The sequence below is a fragment of the Candidatus Njordibacter sp. Uisw_039 genome (genome assembly GCF_047730075.1).
GTDB lineage: Bacteria > Pseudomonadota > Gammaproteobacteria > Pseudomonadales > Balneatricaceae > Njordibacter.
In genome coordinates this window covers 1,924,947-1,942,090 of record NZ_CP159831.1, presented here as the reverse complement: position 1 = coordinate 1,942,090, position 17,144 = coordinate 1,924,947, and the positions used below count along the sequence as shown (strand labels likewise).

The following is a 17,144-nucleotide window of genomic DNA, read 5'->3' as shown; positions in this document are numbered from 1 at the left end:
ACTAGCAAAACGCCTTATCGGCTATGCATCACCAATACCAAAACTTGCAAAGGGTATAAAATCCACCAAACTACCCTCTGGTAAACTGCTTGTAGCTTCATCAATTTCCACTAATCCATCTGCACGGGTCATGGATGTGAGAATACCAGAGCCATGGGAAGCGCTGCGTTTAAGTAATATTTCACCGTTGCTTTGCACGGCTTGATAAACCCGCAACCATTCTCTTCGGCCCGCTTTCTTTTTGACATCAAAACCCAGTTTTTGAAAATACGACTTAGGCCGTTGCCAACCACCGCCACCGATTGCTCTAATGAGTGGCTGGCCAAACATAAGCGTACACACATTAGCGGCTACTGGGTTGCCAGGCAAACCTAAGAAAAAGGCACTACCAACTTTACCAAATGCGAGAGGGCGACCAGGTTTAATGGCCACGCGCCAGCCGTGAACTTCGCCAATATCTCTTAATACGGTAGCCACATGATCATGGCTGCCAGTGGAGGCGCCGCCAGAGGTAATAATCAATTGATGATTTTGACTAGCAGCACTTAGAGCATTACCAACTGTGTGGTAATCGTCGGCCAAAATACCAAGATCTGTGACTTCGCAATGCAAGCTTTTAAGTAGTGCTTTAAGTAAGTGGCGATTAACATCATATATGCCATCTTCTGGCAGTTCTTCGCCCAACTCGTAGACTTCGTTACCTGTAGAAAAGAGAGCCACTTTAACTTTGTTGTAAACCTTAAGTTGGGCGTGACCTGTGGCTGCAGCAAGGCCAATGTCTTGGGGACGTATTTGCTGGCCTTTACTTATGATGATTGTGCCAGCCTTAACGTCTTCACCTTGGGGTCGCCAGTTAGCGTTTGCCTTACAATCACTTGGGAAGGTAGCGCTAGCGTTGGTAATGGAGACATCTTCTTGCATAACCACCGTATTGGCGCCAGCAGGCATTCTAGCCCCCGTCAGTACTCGAATACAGTGGCCACTTGCCAAAGAAAGTTTGGCGCTGCCGCCGGCGTTGGCTTCTGCCGCCATTATTGGCAAGCTTAAATCCTTGGCGCTGGTTAAATCATCATAGTTAAAGGCATAACCATCTACGGCAACATTATTAAACAGGGGACTGTCGTATGAAGTGGTTACATCTTCAGCTAAACGGCGGTTAATACAGTCGCCAATGGCCAGCGTTACAGAGAAAACTTGGGTCGAAACAGCTTCTTGCATACGTTGCCATACGGTAGATGCAGGCAATAACTGTTGATCTGGGCTGTAGCAATCGTTGCTGACTTTGGGAGACTTAGCCGATTTAGCCACAAGTCCTGTATGTTGTAATACAAAATCGGCCACTTGTTGAATGTTGTTTATATCTAATTGGGGCAAGTTAATGGTCAAGTCGTCTTTATCCGTTGCCACGGCCACGATATTAGGCATTTGATCTGCTAAAAAACCGTCTTTGTTAAGGTTACGCACCACTTCTAATTTAGGGTGGTTAGCTCCCTTATAACCTTCCACGATCACTAAATCGCAGGGTTCAAATAAGTGTAATAACTGCTCTAGCTTAGGCGTATCTTGTTCACGGTATTCATGCATTAGCGCCCAGCGTTGCTCCGTGGCCAATAGGGTCTCTGTCGCGCCCGCAGTGCGGTGTCGGTAGCTGTCGCGCCCCGGCTCGTCAATGTCCACCTTATGGTGGGCATGTTTAACAGACGACACTTTATAACCCATTAGCGTAAGCTGGCTTATGAGCCGCTCTACGAGGGTGGTTTTGCCGTTATTTTTCCATCCGACAACGCCGAAAACTTGCATGCTGTTATTACCTAAAGTGCTGCACAATATGGGGTGATTGTACTGCATTTTTAGCCTTATGTGGCTTGGCCTATGTCATATCTCTTGTATTAGGTATGGGGATTAGATCGAGGTTTTATCTGCATACTTCTATTTGGGTCGCAATTGAATAAGAGCCTAGGGCTGGCTTTTAGCAAAATACTGTAGCGAATAACAGACTCACGCAGCATTGCACCGAACACAAGCGGATGACCCAATGAAAAAGTATTCAGGCTTTAGCCTTTTTAAGCATTCCCTTAGCCATCACGAAAACTGGCAGGCCGCATGGCGCAGCCCACAGCCTAAAAAACAATACGATGTCATTATTGTTGGTGGTGGTGGCCATGGTTTGGCTACGGCCTACTACTTGGCGAAAGTACATGGTATTACCAATGTTGCAGTGTTGGAAAAAGGCTACTTAGGTGGCGGTAATACGGCACGTAACACTACTATTGTGCGCTCTAACTACCTGTGGGATGAAGCCTCTAAACTGTACGATCACTCCTTAGACCTGTGGAAAGACTTAAGCCAAGATTTGAACTACAACGTAATGTTCAGTCAGCGTGGTGTTTTGAACTTAGGGCACAACCTACAAGACATGCGAGACATCGAACGCCGTGTTAACGCTAACCGTTTGAACGGTATTGATGGCGTGGTTTTAAATACTGCAGAAGTTAAAGAAATCGTGCCGGTCATTAACGATTCTCAAGACATCCGTTACCCAGTTTTGGGTGCTTCTTGGCAAGCCACCGGTGGCGTTGCTCGACACGACGCTGTGGCATGGGGTTTTGCTCGTGGTGCCGACAGCTTTGGTGTTGATCTTATCCAACAATGTGAAGTGACAGATATCGTTACGGAAGAAGGCGCCATAGTAGGTGTACAAACCACGCAAGGCTTTATTGGTGCTAACAAAGTGGCTTGTGTTACTGCTGGTAATTCAGGAGTGATGGCAGCGATGGTCGGCCTGCGTCTACCTATAGAATCTCGTCCACTACAAGCGCTAGTATCGGAGCCAGTTAAGCCCATTATTGATACCGTAGTTATGTCTAATGCGGTACATGCCTATGTGAGCCAATCTGACAAAGGTGACTTGGTTATTGGCGCGGGTACAGACTCTTATAATGGTTACGGCCAACGCGGTAGTTTCCATGTTGTAGAGCATACCTTGTCTGCTATCTGTGAGTTATTTCCGATGTTCAGCCGTGTACGTATGAACCGTGCTTGGGGTGGTGTGGTAGATACCTGCCCAGATGCCTGTCCTATCGTATCCAAAACCAGCATTAAAGGCTTGTACTTCAATTGCGGTTGGGGCACAGGTGGCTTTAAGGCGACGCCTGGTTCTGGTCATGTGTTTGCCCACACCTTAGCTCACGATGAAGCCCATCCGTTGGCTGCCCCCTTCAGTTTGGACCGCTTCAATACTGGCCACTTAATCGACGAGCACGGCGCTGCCGGCGTTGCTCACTAATTCTTGATAATAAGGAGACTCATACATGCATCATATTTACTGCCCTTATTGTGAAGAAACTCGTGAAGAAGAAGAATATTCCTACACTGGTGAAGCACATATTGAACGTCCAAAAGACCCAGCATCCATTACAGATGAAGCTTGGGGCGATTATCTTTTCTTCCGCTCTAACCCCCGTGGTATCCACCACGAAATGTGGTTTCACGCTGCGGGCTGCCGTCGTTACTTTAATGCGACACGGGACACGCATAGCTACCAAATTCATGAGACTTATAAGATGGGCGAACTGCCAACGATCACTGCGAAAACCATCGCCGCAGACACCTTAGCAGCTCAGCAAGGAGATGCCTCATGAGCCAAGTTAATCGCTTAGCAACGGGTGGCCGAATTGATCGTGCCAAACCAATGAGCTTTACATTTAATGGTAAAACCTACCAAGGGTTTGACGGTGACACCTTAGCTTCTGCCATGTTGGCAAACGGCGTAGGTATTGTAGGCCGTAGCTTTAAATATAGCCGCGCACGTGGCATTTTAGGCCACGGTGCTGAAGAACCCAATGCCTTGATGCAGTTGCACAAAGGCAATGCAACGGTTCCTAACCCAAGGGCAACACAAGTTGAGTTGTTCGATGGATTAACTGCTACCAGCACTAACGGTTGGCCTAATGCTGAATTCGACATCATGCAATGGGTTGGTATAATTGGTGGCAAACTAATGCCTCCTGGTTTTTACTACAAGACCTTTATGGCGCCACAAAAAATGTGGATGACCTACGAAAAATTTATTCGCAAAGCTGCAGGTTTTGGTAAGTTATCCCTTGAGCCAGATCCAGATACCTACGACAAACTCAATGTTCATTGTGACGTGATGGTGGTGGGTGCAGGCCCAGCAGGTTTAGCGGCCGCATTAGAAGCTGGCCGTAGCGGTAAGCGCGTCATCATTGTTGATGAGCAAAATGAGTTCGGTGGCACTTTATTAGGCAGCAAGCAAACCGTAGATGGTGTGGATGCTGCTGCTTGGGCCGAGCAAGCCACTAGCGAGCTAGCTGGTATGGCTAACGTAACAGCAATGCCACGCACCACTGCGTTTGGTTACTACGACCACAACTTCCTGTGTGCACTAGAGCGACGTACCGATCACATTGGGCCTGTTGCCTTAGCTGGTACACGCCAGCGTGTTCACCGTATTCGTGCCCATCAGGTGGTATTAGCCACTGGTGCTATCGAACGACCGTTAGTCTTCGGTAATAACGATCTACCTGGCATAATGCTGGCTAACTCTGTGTCTACGTATATTAACCGTTATGCCGTAGTGCCAGGCCAACGTTGTGTAGTGATGACTACTAATGATTCTGGTTACCAAACTGCCTTAGACATCCAGTCTGCAGGTCGAACCGTTGTGGCTGTAGTCGATTCACGGCATGCACCAGATGGGCGTCTTGTTGAAGCCGCTAAAGTTGCTGGCATTCAAGTGATGGCAGGCCATGGTGTGATTGAAGCTCAAGGTGGTAAAAAAGTCACTGGTGCTATTGTGGCTCCGTTAGATGAAGCTGGCGACAAAGTAACTGGCGCAGGCAAAACCCTGAGCTGTGATTTAATTGCTGTTGCTGGTGGTTGGAGCCCTGTGGTTCACTTAAGCTGCCACACTGGTAGCCGCCCAGTATGGCAAGAAGACGTTGCAGGTTTTGTACCTGGCCCTACTATTCAAAACCAACACCTAGCGGGTGCTGTTGCTGGCGAGTATCGTTTATCACAAGCATTAAATGCGGGCATTCAAGCCGGTGCCACTGCTGCTGGCACAGAATGTGCCCAAGTATTTAATTGTGGTGATGAGTCTGAAGGCGCCGCACAAGCCCTTTACTTAGTGCCTCACACTAAGCCTATTAGCCGTGCCCCTAAACAGTTTGTTGATTTCCAAAATGACGTCACTGCTGCTGGTATCGAACTGGCTGCCCGTGAAGGTTTCCAATCTATTGAACATGTGAAACGTTATACGGCCATGGGCTTTGGTACTGACCAAGGTAAAACAGGTAACGTTAACGGTATGGCTATTGTGGCTAAGGCCTTAAATAAGTCGATTGCTGAAACAGGCACTACCATCTTCCGTCCTGCATACACGCCAGTCACCTTTGGTGCTATAGGCGGCCGTGACATTGGTGTGTTGCTAGACCCAGCGCGTCACACAGCCATGCATCCATGGCATGTCGCTAATGGTGCAGAGTTTGAAAATGTGGGTCAATGGAAGCGCCCTTGGTACTTCCCGCAGGCAGGGGAAACCATGCAGCAAACCCTTAACCGGGAATGTTTGGCGGTACGCAACAGTGTAGGTATGTTAGATGCCTCTACCTTAGGCAAGATTGACATCCAAGGTAAGGATGCCCGTGAATTCCTTAACCGTGTTTACACCAACGCTTGGACTAAGTTAGCCCCAGGTAAGTGTCGTTACGGCTTAATGCTTAAAGAAGACGGCATGATCTTTGACGATGGTGTAACCGCGTGTTTAAGTGACCACCACTTCTTGATGACCACCACCTCTGGTGGTGCAGCTGCGGTATTGGCTTGGTTAGAATTATGGCATCAAACTGAATGGCCAGAACTAGACGTGTACTTCACGTCGGTAACAGATCAATGGGCCACCTGTTCATTTGCTGGGCCAAATTCCCGTAAAGTGCTTGAGAAGCTATGTACTGATGTAGATCTTTCTGCCGAAGCAATGAAGTTTATGGATTACCGAGAAGGCACTGTTGCTGGTATTAAGTCACGTATCTTCCGTATTTCCTTTACAGGTGAATTGTCTTTTGAGGTGAACGTGCCGGCAGACCAAGGTCATTACATGTGGCAAAAGCTCATGGAAGCTGGTGAAGAGTTTGGCATTACGCCTTATGGCACCGAATCTATGCACGTATTGCGGGCAGAGAAAGGCTTCATTATTGCTGGCCAAGACACAGATGGTTCTATGACGCCTTATGATTGCTTGATGGGCTGGGCCGTTGGTAAAACTAAAACCTTCAGCTTCTTGGGCGAGCGTTCATTTACTCGTCCAGACACAGCTCGTGCAGACCGTAAGCAGTTGGTGGGTTTAAAACCTAAAGATCCGACAGTAGTGATCCCAGAAGGCTCACAAATTGTTATGGACCCTAACCAGCCTATCCCAATGGATATGATGGGCCACGTTACTTCTAGCTACTGGAGTGAATGTTTAGGTCACGGCATTGCCATGGGTACTGTTAAAGGTGGATTAGCGCGCATGGGCGAAACGGTATACTGCCCGCTTGCCGACGGCCGCGTATTGGCAGCTGAGATTTGCAGCCCAGTGTTCTATGATCCAAAAGGAGATCATTACAATGACTAGTTTATCAGCTAATTTGTCAGCAGGGGATATGATGGAATCACCATTGCACCACCACGTAGCCCACACTAACCATAGTGATGCCGGTATAGTGATGAAAGAGGACAAGTTTCGTGGTCATCTGAATCTACGTGGCAACCCTGAAGATACGGCGTTTACTTCTGCTGTTGAGTCTGTGTTAGGTGTTGCATTGCCAATCACAGCTAACACCAGCGTGCGTAGCGGCGATACTGTGGCTTATTGGCTGTGCCCTAACGAATGGTTATTAATTGTTGCTAGTGGCACACAAGGGCAGGTTGAAGCTGACTTGCGCCTAGCCGTTGCTAATAAAGGAGCCGACCAGCACATTGCTATTACCGATATAAGTAGTGGCCAAACCTTGGTTAATTTGTCGGGTTCTGGTGTAGCTGAATTGCTGCAAAAGTCTACCGTGTACGATTGCCACGTATCCAACTTCCCAGTAGGTAAGGTAGTACAAACCACCTTTGCTAAAACAGGCACTACTATGTGTAAGCTAGAAGATGGTTCTATGGATCTTGTGATCCGCCGTAGTTTCTCTGATTACTTCTTTCTTTGGCTACAAGATGCCAGTGAAGAGTATGGTTTACAGATAGCCTAGGCTTCTTGGTAAAATATTAAAGGCCAGCTCATGCTGGCCTTTTTTTACAGGGTTGGAAGTTAAGACATAAACACCTACACTATTCAAAGCGTTAACAGTGGTGCCTGTAGCAAAAAAATAATCAAAAGAACCACTCTCTAAGAATTATCATGAGACCAGGTGGCCTCATAAATAGATTGTTATGCACAAGAGGCGTACATGAAAATAGTTGTATCTGAATTATCTTTGCAAGACAGAGTTGAGTGGGAAGTACTTTATTATGGCTATGCAGAATTTTATAAAGTGCCCATGAATCAAGAAATACTCGATACTGTGTGGTCGTGGATTTTTGATAAAAATAATGCGTTTTATGCCCTCGTTGCTAAAGATGATGCAGGTCGGTATTTGGGTTTGATGCATTATAGAGCCATGCCATCGCCACTTAGAGGAAAGCTAGTTGGTTTTCTTGATGACCTCTTTATTAAGCCAGAATTCCGTGGTAACGGCATTGTAGATGCGTTGTATGAAGCACTCAAGCGTTCTGCTTTGGATGAAGGCTGGCCGTTTATGCGGTGGATTACGGCCGAAAATAATTATAGAGGGCGTGGTGTTTACGACAAGTTATCAGACAAAACGCAATGGGTTACTTACCAAATGCCAGTAGAGTAAAAGATGGAGCGTTTTAGGTACATTGGCAATTCTATTCCCGACATTGAGTTCTGCAATGTATTGTGAGTGTTATCTAGGGTAACTATGGGACAGGTACGCTAGAAGTAGGTAAAATAGCCCCCCAAAGATTACCAAGTAACCCCATGCACTGGAAGCTTTAGATGATACGCATCAGCAATCTACAATTACCACTTGACCATAACGATCAGGCGTTAAACCTAGCCATTTTGGCGCGTTTGTCGATTCAAGCTGATGATTTGTTGGGCTATGTAGTCCATCGCCGAGGTTACGATGCCCGTAAGAAAAGCAACATTGTACTGATCTATACCCTAGACGTGAATACCAATCAAAATGAACGGCTGCTGGCCACATTTGCTGATGATCAACTGATCAAAATTAGCCCTGACATGAGCTATAAGTTTGTTGCACAAGCACGGGCTAATGTACAGCAGCGGCCCCTGGTAATCGGGTTTGGCCCTTGTGGTTTGTTGGCAGGCTTAGTGTTAGCACAGATGGGGTATAAACCTATCATTCTGGAGCGCGGTGCAGCAGTTCGTCAGCGCACTAAAGACACGTTTGGCTTTTGGCGTAAAAAGATTCTTAACACCGAATCCAATGTGCAGTTTGGTGAGGGTGGCGCAGGCACGTTTTCTGATGGTAAGTTATACACTCAAGTTAAAGACCCCAATCATTACAGCCGCAAAGTGCTGGCTGAATTTGTATCAGCAGGTGCCCCAGAAGAAATATTATTTGTTAGCAAACCCCATATTGGTACCTTTAGGTTGGTGTCGATGGTGGAAAAAATGCGCGCTCAAATTGTTGAATTAGGTGGTCAGATTCGGTTTGATGCACGGGTGGATGAAGTGCATATAAATGATGGTCAGATTAATGGCGTAACCTTAGCAGGTGGTGAAGTAATTCATTCTAATCATGTTGCCTTAGCCATAGGGCACAGTGCTAGAGACACCTTCAAGATGTTATTTGATAAGAACGTGTATATAGAAGCTAAACCTTTTTCCATTGGATTTCGTATTGAACACCCTCAATCTGCCATAGATGAAGCTCGCTTTGGCAAGAATGCTGGCAATGAAATTTTGGGTGCAGCGGACTACAAGTTGGTACATCACTGTGATAATGGCCGTTCTGTCTATAGTTTTTGTATGTGTCCAGGAGGCACTGTGGTGGCTGCAGCTTCTGAACCCCATCAAGTAGTGACCAACGGTATGAGTCAGTATTCCCGTGCTGAACGTAACGCCAATAGCGCCATTGTGGTGGGTATTGACCCATCTGATTACCCTGGTGATGCTTTAGCGGGTATTGAGCTGCAGCGTCAGTTGGAGCGTAATGCTTACCAACTTGGCGGCGAAAACTATGATGCGCCAGCTCAAAAAGTGGGTGATTTTCTGAAAGGTAAATCATCAGAAAAATTAGGCAGTGTGGAACCTTCTTATAAGCCTGGCATCAAACTTACAGATTTGTCTGGCGCCCTGCCAGATTTTTGTATCGAGGCTATTCGTGAAGCTATTCCAGTGTTTAATCGTAAAGTAAAAGGTTTTGCTTTAGCTGATGCGTTACTTACAGGGGTTGAAACACGTACTTCAGCACCTATTTGCATAAAGCGAGGAAAAGATATGCAAAGCATCAACACCACTGGCCTATATCCAGCTGGCGAAGGTGCTGGGTATGCGGGGGGTATTATGTCTGCTGCTATTGACGGTATCAAGATAGCCGAAGCCATGGCCCTTAGTATGAACCAATCCTGACTCATGAGTAACGTGAGAAATATATCTAACTTAAGAGTAAAGCAATGCTAGCAACCTATTCATTTACCATCTGGGGTCTTTGGCTCATTTCAATGACAGTTTTTATTCAATATAACGTGGCTGCTATTGCCCATCGTACACAAAGGCATTATGTGCCGGGTATAGTTGACGATAAACTGAGTCATGAGTCGTTCGTGTTCCGCAGCCACCGTACATTTTTAAACTCTCACGAAAATTTACTGATGATATTTGGCCCAGCTCTTCTGGGCATGTTGGTTGGTATGGATGCTTATTGGTTAGGTATGTTGGTTTGGGTTTACGCTATTGCCCGCATTTTACACATGGCATTGTATTATGTGACGAAGACGGCAAACAACCCTAGCCCTCGGAGTTATTTTTATATGGTGGGCTCGATGGCTAACTTGGTGTTATTTGTCATGCTTGGCCTGCACCTGACTGCCTAATAAATGGCCATAAATTCAATCACTTGGTACGACTGTTATGACTGCAATGGTTTAGTATTAATTATAATTTTTTGTCCTAGGCTTTGTAGCCACTGGATGCAGTAAGGCTTACAAAAAGAGGCGCTCATAGGTCCAAAAAAGACCGATCAGCGATATTAGAGTGGAGACAGGGATAACCACCCACTGGCGATAACGCTGTTGATTTTTGAGTAACCAAAAGACGGACAAGAAGGACACAGCAATAACTGATAATTGTCCTGCTTCCACACCAACATTAAAAAATACTAAAGCCGTAACAAAATCTGATTCAGGTAGCCCAAGTCCTGATAAGACACCAGCAAAGCCCATGCCATGCAATAAGCCAAACAAAAAGACAATGACCACGCGCCTTGCTTTAAGCTCTTTAACAAATATATTCTCAATACCAACAATGACAATAGATAAGGCAATAAGTGGCTCAACGACACTTGGTGAGAGGCTAATAACACCATAAATAGTTAAACCTAAGGTAATGCTGTGAGCCAGTGTAAATGCTGTAACTTGCAACAATAAAGGGCGAAGTCGCACACTGAGTAAAAATAGCCCCAACACAAATAGAATATGATCTATTCCCTTTGGCACTATGTGCTCAAAACCTAAAACGGAATATTCAGCAGCCACTTGAGTAAACGGCTTGGGGACATAAGCTTCGTTTAATTCAAATTGAGGGCTCGTTGCACCTTTGGTTAGCCAATGAGATGTTTTCTCGTTTGGCGTTTTATCATAGTAAAAGTGCGCGATATTGTTCCCAAAATTTTCTGGGTAATGCCAAGTAACATGTTGATTAACAGACTGATCAATTTGCTGATGAGTACTGGGAATGAATGCCAATAAATAAAGGTCGGATAAGCGTGATTTATCTAAGTTACCAATGTCGGGAATGTCGAGTTTAACAAACGATAAATCACTCTTAACCGAATCAAACGCCAAGTCAAACTGAGATATAATTGATTGAGCAACAAATTCAAATTCATTACTTAACTGCTCTGAAGACATCGCTCTTAACTGGTTGTAACGCTCGGCTTGTGGTGAATCATCAGTATCATCATGGTTTGAATCAATGCCCGCAATAAGGCTTTCTAAGTTTGTTTGAACGTGTACCTTTACTGAACCATTTTGGGTAAACTCTAAGTTCACTATCGCAGGGCGCAATTGATGCGCCTCAGCACTTTGTGTTAACGGTAATAGGCTTAACATCAATAACACTGATTGAAAAAAAACCATGAAATCATTTACCTTTTTATTTTTCAGCATCCTTCTGACCATTAGCACGACCATTCGTGCCCACGAATTTTGGTTAGAAGCGTCATCATTCTATCAAGAAATCGATCGCACGACAGAAATTACGCTTAATGTGGGTCAACAAATGGATGGTCAATTACTGCCTAATATTCCTGCTTGGTACCGTCATTTTGACGTCATTACAGGTGACGGACTAAAGCCTGTTGACGGTGAATTAGGACGTGATCCGGCGGGGTACTTAAACATTAAAACTCCCGGGATTTATGCTATTGGCTATGAAAGCACAAAAAAGTCAGTTGATTTAGAGCCAGAAAAATTCACAACGTACTTACAAAAAGAAGGCTTAGAAAAAATCATAAACCGCCGTAATGAACTCAATGAAAGCAACAAAAATGGATTGGAAATTTATTACCGTAACGTTAAGGCATTGATTAAAGTAGGTGATAAAACCGAATTTAATTTTTATAACTATGATTTTAATTACCCGCTTAATATAAACCCGTTGCAAAACCCTTATGAGCTTACTGAAGGTGATGAGTTACGAGTCCAACTTACCTTTAAACAAAAGCCAGCTGCGAATTTATTGCTCCATGCGAAAATAAAAAACAAACTCGATTTTGAATTTAGCATTCGTACTGATGCACAGGGTTATGCCACTGTCCCTCTACAGTATAAGGGTGTTTGGTTGCTTCACACGGTTGAAATGATACGGTCTGAGCAACAAGACATTGATTGGGAAAGCTATTGGGGAAGCGTAACTTTTGAAATTAGATAATATTGAGTGTTTATTGGAGAACAGTAGCCATTGCTTCACTTTTTAAATAATTGATAGCAACCAAGATTGACTAACGCTTTTATAGAGGCTTAGGATGACTTATGGCCTGGCGGTAGAAATTGACAACCCATTGGAAGAGTAGTTTGGTGTCAGGCTTACCAACGCTGTTAGCCATGCCTTGTGCTCGAATGGCAGGGCGATTATCAAAACTTTCTCTAGCAAGCACGCCCTCAACAATTTGTGTATTAAATTCAGGGTGGCCTTGGATACTTAACATGTGGTTATTGTATTGCACCATGTAGTTGGGGCAAAAATCACTGCTGGCAAGTACCTCAGAGCCTTCGGGTAGTTGCACAACTTGATCTTGGTGAAACGCCATCACATCAATACCTTTGGCCCTAGGTTGCATATATTGTTTAGCAGCCACCACGCTATTGTGAGAAATGCCTATCCCCCAACCCTTGTTGCTTCGTTCTACCTTGCCTCCCAATGCTTGTGCCATAAGTTGATGGCCAAAACATATACCAAATGTAGGTTTTTTGGCGGTCTGAAGTTGTTCAATAAAGCCACTGAGTTGGTGAACCCAATCAATGTCTTCGTAGGCGCCGGCAGGACTGCCGTTTATCAACCATACATCGCATTGATCAACTGTATTGGGCAGCTCGCCCTTATAGGCATTAAAATCGGTAAATCGAATATTGCTGTCTATGGCCAGAAACTCTTTTTGAAAAATGGCTGAGTAGTTGAGGCCGCCCACTTGCTTAAGGATAGGTTCAAAGGTGTCGCAAAGTAAAAGGCCAATATGCAATGGTTGGCTCATGGTGTTGATATCCTAAACTAAAGGCAAAAAAAGGCTCCCTAGTAGTTGAGGCGCCCTACGACGTTTCCAGTAAGCCACCAGCCACTATTAAGTGGAAGTAGTGGCGTTACTAGCAAACCCTTATTCTATAGGGGTTAGCACTCTCAAAGTAGTAACTAACTCGTTACAAACTTCTCTACAGATTCCATTCCTACGTTAGAGTTACAAGCTCTGTTACAAACAAACTCGACTATTACGTTTCATTAAAGCGGAGCATTTTCGCAAAAATCACAGGTCGAGACATATCTATGGCCCTGAGAGGGGCTGGTTAGCCCGGGGTCATCCCACGCAACCGCTCTGAGCGCCGACGCAGCAATTCAAGCGTCGTCAATAACGCAACGGAAATGCAGACAAGGATCGTCGCCACCGCCAGAATAGTCGGACTGATCTGTTCACGCAGACCTATAAACATCTGCCATGGAAGTGTCTTCTGACTAGCGGAACCAATGAACATCACGACGACAACCTCGTCAAAAGACGTTATGAAGGCGAAGAGACCACCGGAAACAACTCCCGGAAAGATCAAAGGCATCTGGACGCGAAAAAACGTGGTTACTGGGTTTGCACCCATATTGGCTGCTGCACGGGTCAGCGAGGTGTCAAAACCCACGAGCGTTGCTGTCACGGTGATAATGACAAACGGGATCCCCAAAACAGCATGCGCCAACACAACTTTGACGTACCCAACAAAATTCTTATCAAGCCCCAAGGTATTTTCCATGAAGTTACCCATGGTAGAGTAAAAGAAAAACATGCCAGTCGCCGAAATAATCAGCGGCACTATCATAGGTGAAATCAAAATCGCCATAATTGCTCGTTTGGCTGGCACATGGCTTTGACTGAGCCCGATCGCCGCAAGCGTTCCTAGAGAGACAGATATAACCGTCGCAATCGGCGCAATGATCAGTGAGTTCCAGAACGAACGTTGCCACTCATCGTTATTGAAGAAATCCTGATAGTGCTTGAGAGAATAGCCAGCGGGATCAAATCGCAACATTTCAGGGGTAAAGGTAAAGTAATTCTGCGCGTTGAAAGACAGGGGCATCACAACGAGAATGGGCGTGATCAAAAATATAAAGATCAGGCCGCAGATCACCCTAAAGCTGTAGTGCCACAGGACCTGATTAGAGGTCAAATAAGAGTGCAATTTGACGCGATAACCACCTTCATAAATCCAATAGAAAAACCATCCAAAAAACCACCCAATCAACGCTCCACAAAAGCTCCCAACTAGGCCTAAAAAGAAAAAACCTAAGGCGGCCAAAAGGGTGGGTAAAAGTAAACGCACAGCCTTCGGTCTAAAATATTCGGTTACAGCAATTCCATAGGCGAATATTACAGAGACCACTGAACCGAAAATAACCCCAATCAGAGCAGATCCGAATGCTGGTCCTACAAATAAACCAATAAAGGCCCCCATCAGTCCCATTACTGGCAACACAAAAGACAAAGGACGCCTTGACACCTGAGAAAACATATCCATGTTCTTAGCCCCCCAACTTTACGTTGTCGATCCCGACAACTTTGTCATAAGCCCAGTAGAGTATTAACACCACCGCAAGTAAAATTGCTCCAAGAGCTGCAGCTAATCCCCAATTCATTGATTGGAAAATATGGTAGGCTATTCGATTAGAAATAAAGACGCCTTTGTTGCCACCAACAATTTCTGGAGTAATATAGTAGCCGATCGACAGTATGAAAACTAAGATAGATCCAGCTCCAATACCGGGCACCGATTGCGGAAAGTAAACTCGCCAAAACGCAGTCCAATTGGTTGCGCCAAGAGATTTTGCCGCCTGCAGATAGGTTGGCTGTATCGTCTGCATTACTGAATACATCGGCAGGATCATAAACGGCAACAAAATATGCGTCATTGCAATGATCGTACCAAACTGATTATTGATCATCACCAAACGGCCAGATTCTTCAATCATCCCTAGCGCAACGAAAATATCATTGATGACCCCTTGCTGCTGCAGCATGACTTTCCATGCTGAGGTTCTTACCAGTAAAGAGGTCCAGAATGGTAATAGGACGAGAATCATCAACAAGTTGGATTGGCTTCTGGGCAGATTGGCAAGCAACCACGCCACCGGATACCCCAACAAAATACAGGCCACCGTTATTAGCAGAGACATAATCAGCGTACGTTGAAACAGTTTAATTAAAATCTGCCTATTTTCAGGCTGCATTTCTGGGCCGTTCTGAGTCTTACGCATGTCCACCGCATTAAGAAAATACCCAGCGGTATATCGCGAGCTGTGGGTTTTAAGTGTTTGCCATATCTCAACTTCGCCCCAGCCTTTGTGCGCTGCTATCAGTTTTTCTTTGAACGGCGCGTCAGTCTCAAGATCCCATTTCTTCGCCTGTCGCGCAGTTTTCTTGAAGAGTGAGGCGCTGCCAGATTTTTCATAATTTAACCGCAGGCCAACCCTTGTGTGACTTTTGTTTTTGGCTGCGCGCTGAAGATCGCCAGCAAAAGCCGCATAAATAGTTTCATCCGGTAATTCGCCCGACTTCCCATCCCAAGTCGCTAGAGCGACCACAGTTTCTGGTAATATTTCCACTACAATGTTGTTTTCGACCGATCGAAAGAGCATAGATCCTATCGGAAAAAGAAACGTAATTAAAACAAAGATAAGAAGTGGCGATATCAGGAGCAGCGCACGGATTTTTTGCCGCCTTAACGCTGTGGCTAAACTACGCTTAAGGGGTTGTCCATCTGCGGTCAACATAGCACCGTTTTCGTTAGTATTACTCATGTCGTTCCCATAGCCAGCTCAGCATCTCAAAGGTACAAGCTAATTTAAAATAGAAAAGAGCCAACCTAGGCCCTTTTCTATTTTACATTGTCTTATTTAAAAAAAAGGGCCAACCAAGGCCCTTTTGTATTTTACGTTATCTTATTTTGCAAGCCAAGCTTGAAACTTACCTTCGATATCGTCCTTATAATCTGCCCAGAAAGCATAGTTCATGAGGAACGTATTTTTCGAGTTGGCAGGGTCAGTAGGCATGTGAGGTGCCATATCGATACCCAACTCCGCATGCTTATCAACTAAAGCGGCTGATGACGCGCGGGTTGGTCCATAGCTAATCCATTTGGATTGGTCAGCAAGGCGCTGAGTGTCCGTTGCAAACTTCACATAGTCCAGAGCTCGTGCTTCACGCTCAGGGCTTAGACCGGTAGGAATAATCCAGCCGTCAAGGTCATAAATCTGACCGTCCCAAAGCATTGAAACAGGTTGCTTGTCTTCTTCGATCAAGGCGAACAAACGGCCATTAAAAGTTGAGCCCATGACGACTTCGCCATCGGCTAACAATTGTGGCGTATCAGCACCTGCAGACCACCAGATCACATCGTCTTTGATGGTATCTAGTTTTGCAAGAGCTTGGTCCTGACCAGCTTCTGTTTCCAGTGTTGGATAGATATCTGCTTTGGCAACGCCATCACACAGAAGGGCCCATTCCATGTTGGAAAGAGCACCTTTTTTCAATGAGCGTTTGCCAGGATAAGTTTCTGTATCAAAGATCGCGCAGATGCTTGTTGGAGGCGTACTGCCAACCATATCGTTGCGGAAGCCCACAGTATAAGAGTAAACAATCTGCGGAATAAAGCATGGCGAAACAATAAAAGAACCAAAATCTACTGACGCAGGAGTTCCATCTGGTGCATCGGCTAGCATAGAATCGTGATCGATTTCCATTGCAAGACCTTCGTCGCAAAGCTGCATCGCAGGACCAGCTTCAACGTCGACAACATCCCAAGTTAGGTTACCCGCTTCTTTCATAGCACGCAATTTTGCGACAGCTGTACCTGCACTCTCATCATTAATGATAGTGACGCCAGTCATTGCCGAATAGGGCTCATGGTATGCTTTTAGTTGTGATTTAGAATAGGCGCCGCCCCATGACACGATGGTCATTTCCTCGTGCGACCCTGCAAGTGCTAATCCAGCGGGTAGCGATAGCGCCACTGTCACTAGAACAGTTTTTGTGAATTTCATTACATTCTCCCGAAGTAGCCCGTTTTATTTTTAGGATAGGATCTGCGTTACGGGCAGAACAAAAGATCCACATGTAAGAGACGTCCCTAATGGGACG

At 45.4% G+C, this 17,144-nt stretch carries 14 protein-coding genes; 8 read left to right on the top strand and 6 right to left on the bottom strand.

The annotated features are described in order from the left end of the window. Positions 1-21: 21 nt before the first annotated feature. Complete coding sequence (locus tag ABXT70_RS09170) at positions 22-1,800, bottom strand: bifunctional molybdopterin-guanine dinucleotide biosynthesis adaptor protein MobB/molybdopterin molybdotransferase MoeA (RefSeq protein ID WP_443640188.1); 1,779 nt, start codon at positions 1,798-1,800, stop codon at positions 22-24. A gap of 235 nt (positions 1,801-2,035) precedes the next feature. Here ABXT70_RS09170 and ABXT70_RS09165 point away from each other — a divergent pair, with 235 nt between their 5' ends. The 7 genes from ABXT70_RS09165 (at position 2,036) to ABXT70_RS09135 (ending at position 10,128) form a co-directional block, all read left to right on the top strand. Then, positions 2,036-3,286 (top strand): sarcosine oxidase subunit beta family protein, encoded by a 1,251-nt coding sequence (locus ABXT70_RS09165; RefSeq protein ID WP_443640187.1) that lies wholly within the window; start codon positions 2,036-2,038, stop codon positions 3,284-3,286. A 25-nt stretch (positions 3,287-3,311) separates the two neighbouring features. Further along, a complete protein-coding gene (locus ABXT70_RS09160; protein WP_443640186.1) occupies positions 3,312-3,641 on the top strand; it encodes a sarcosine oxidase subunit delta in 330 nt (109 codons plus the stop codon). Continuing rightward, positions 3,638-6,637, top strand: a complete 3,000-nt coding sequence (locus ABXT70_RS09155; RefSeq protein ID WP_443640185.1) for a sarcosine oxidase subunit alpha family protein — start codon at positions 3,638-3,640, stop codon at positions 6,635-6,637. The genes ABXT70_RS09160 and ABXT70_RS09155 overlap by 4 nt, the downstream gene beginning before the upstream one ends. Next, positions 6,630-7,253 (top strand): sarcosine oxidase subunit gamma, encoded by a 624-nt coding sequence (locus ABXT70_RS09150; protein ID WP_443640184.1) that lies wholly within the window; start codon positions 6,630-6,632, stop codon positions 7,251-7,253. Before ABXT70_RS09155 ends, ABXT70_RS09150 begins: the two co-directional genes overlap by 8 nt. A 198-nt stretch (positions 7,254-7,451) precedes the next feature. After that, positions 7,452-7,901: a GNAT family N-acetyltransferase gene (locus ABXT70_RS09145; RefSeq protein WP_443640183.1), complete on the top strand. Its 450-nt coding sequence runs from the start codon at positions 7,452-7,454 to the stop codon at positions 7,899-7,901. Positions 7,902-8,062: 161 nt separating this feature from the next. Then, a complete protein-coding gene (locus ABXT70_RS09140; protein WP_443640182.1) occupies positions 8,063-9,664 on the top strand; it encodes an NAD(P)/FAD-dependent oxidoreductase in 1,602 nt (533 codons plus the stop codon). Positions 9,665-9,708: 44 nt separating this feature from the next. Then, positions 9,709-10,128 carry an MAPEG family protein gene (locus tag ABXT70_RS09135; RefSeq protein ID WP_443640181.1) on the top strand — a complete coding sequence of 140 codons (420 nt, stop codon included), beginning with the start codon at positions 9,709-9,711 and terminating at the stop codon, positions 10,126-10,128. Positions 10,129-10,236: 108 nt separating this feature from the next. Here the strand turns inward: ABXT70_RS09135 and ABXT70_RS09130 are convergent, their stop codons facing one another. Next, complete coding sequence (locus ABXT70_RS09130; RefSeq protein ID WP_443640180.1) at positions 10,237-11,391, bottom strand: HupE/UreJ family protein; 1,155 nt, start codon at positions 11,389-11,391, stop codon at positions 10,237-10,239. On the opposite strand from ABXT70_RS09130, the gene ABXT70_RS09125 reads away from it, so the two are divergent. Continuing rightward, on the top strand, positions 11,390-12,184 hold the full coding sequence (locus ABXT70_RS09125; RefSeq protein ID WP_443640179.1) for a DUF4198 domain-containing protein: 795 nt from the start codon (positions 11,390-11,392) through the stop codon (positions 12,182-12,184). The two genes, ABXT70_RS09130 and ABXT70_RS09125, sit on opposite strands and share 2 nt — an antisense overlap. A 79-nt stretch (positions 12,185-12,263) precedes the next feature. On the opposite strand, the gene ABXT70_RS09120 is transcribed toward ABXT70_RS09125, so the two are convergent. From ABXT70_RS09120 to ABXT70_RS09105, 4 genes are all read right to left on the bottom strand, one after another. Next, positions 12,264-13,004 carry a type 1 glutamine amidotransferase gene (locus tag ABXT70_RS09120; RefSeq protein ID WP_443640178.1) on the bottom strand — a complete coding sequence of 247 codons (741 nt, stop codon included), beginning with the start codon at positions 13,002-13,004 and terminating at the stop codon, positions 12,264-12,266. A 307-nt stretch (positions 13,005-13,311) separates the two neighbouring features. Next, positions 13,312-14,526, bottom strand: coding sequence for an ABC transporter permease (locus ABXT70_RS09115; RefSeq protein WP_443640177.1), 1,215 nt, complete (start codon positions 14,524-14,526; stop codon positions 13,312-13,314). A 4-nt stretch (positions 14,527-14,530) separates the two neighbouring features. Then, the gene (locus ABXT70_RS09110) at positions 14,531-15,805 is read right to left on the bottom strand and encodes an ABC transporter permease (RefSeq protein ID WP_443640176.1); all 1,275 of its coding nucleotides are present in this window, start codon (positions 15,803-15,805) and stop codon (positions 14,531-14,533) included. Between the two features lie 141 nt (positions 15,806-15,946). Continuing rightward, positions 15,947-17,047 (bottom strand): extracellular solute-binding protein, encoded by a 1,101-nt coding sequence (locus ABXT70_RS09105; protein ID WP_443640175.1) that lies wholly within the window; start codon positions 17,045-17,047, stop codon positions 15,947-15,949. Positions 17,048-17,144 lie beyond the last annotated feature (97 nt).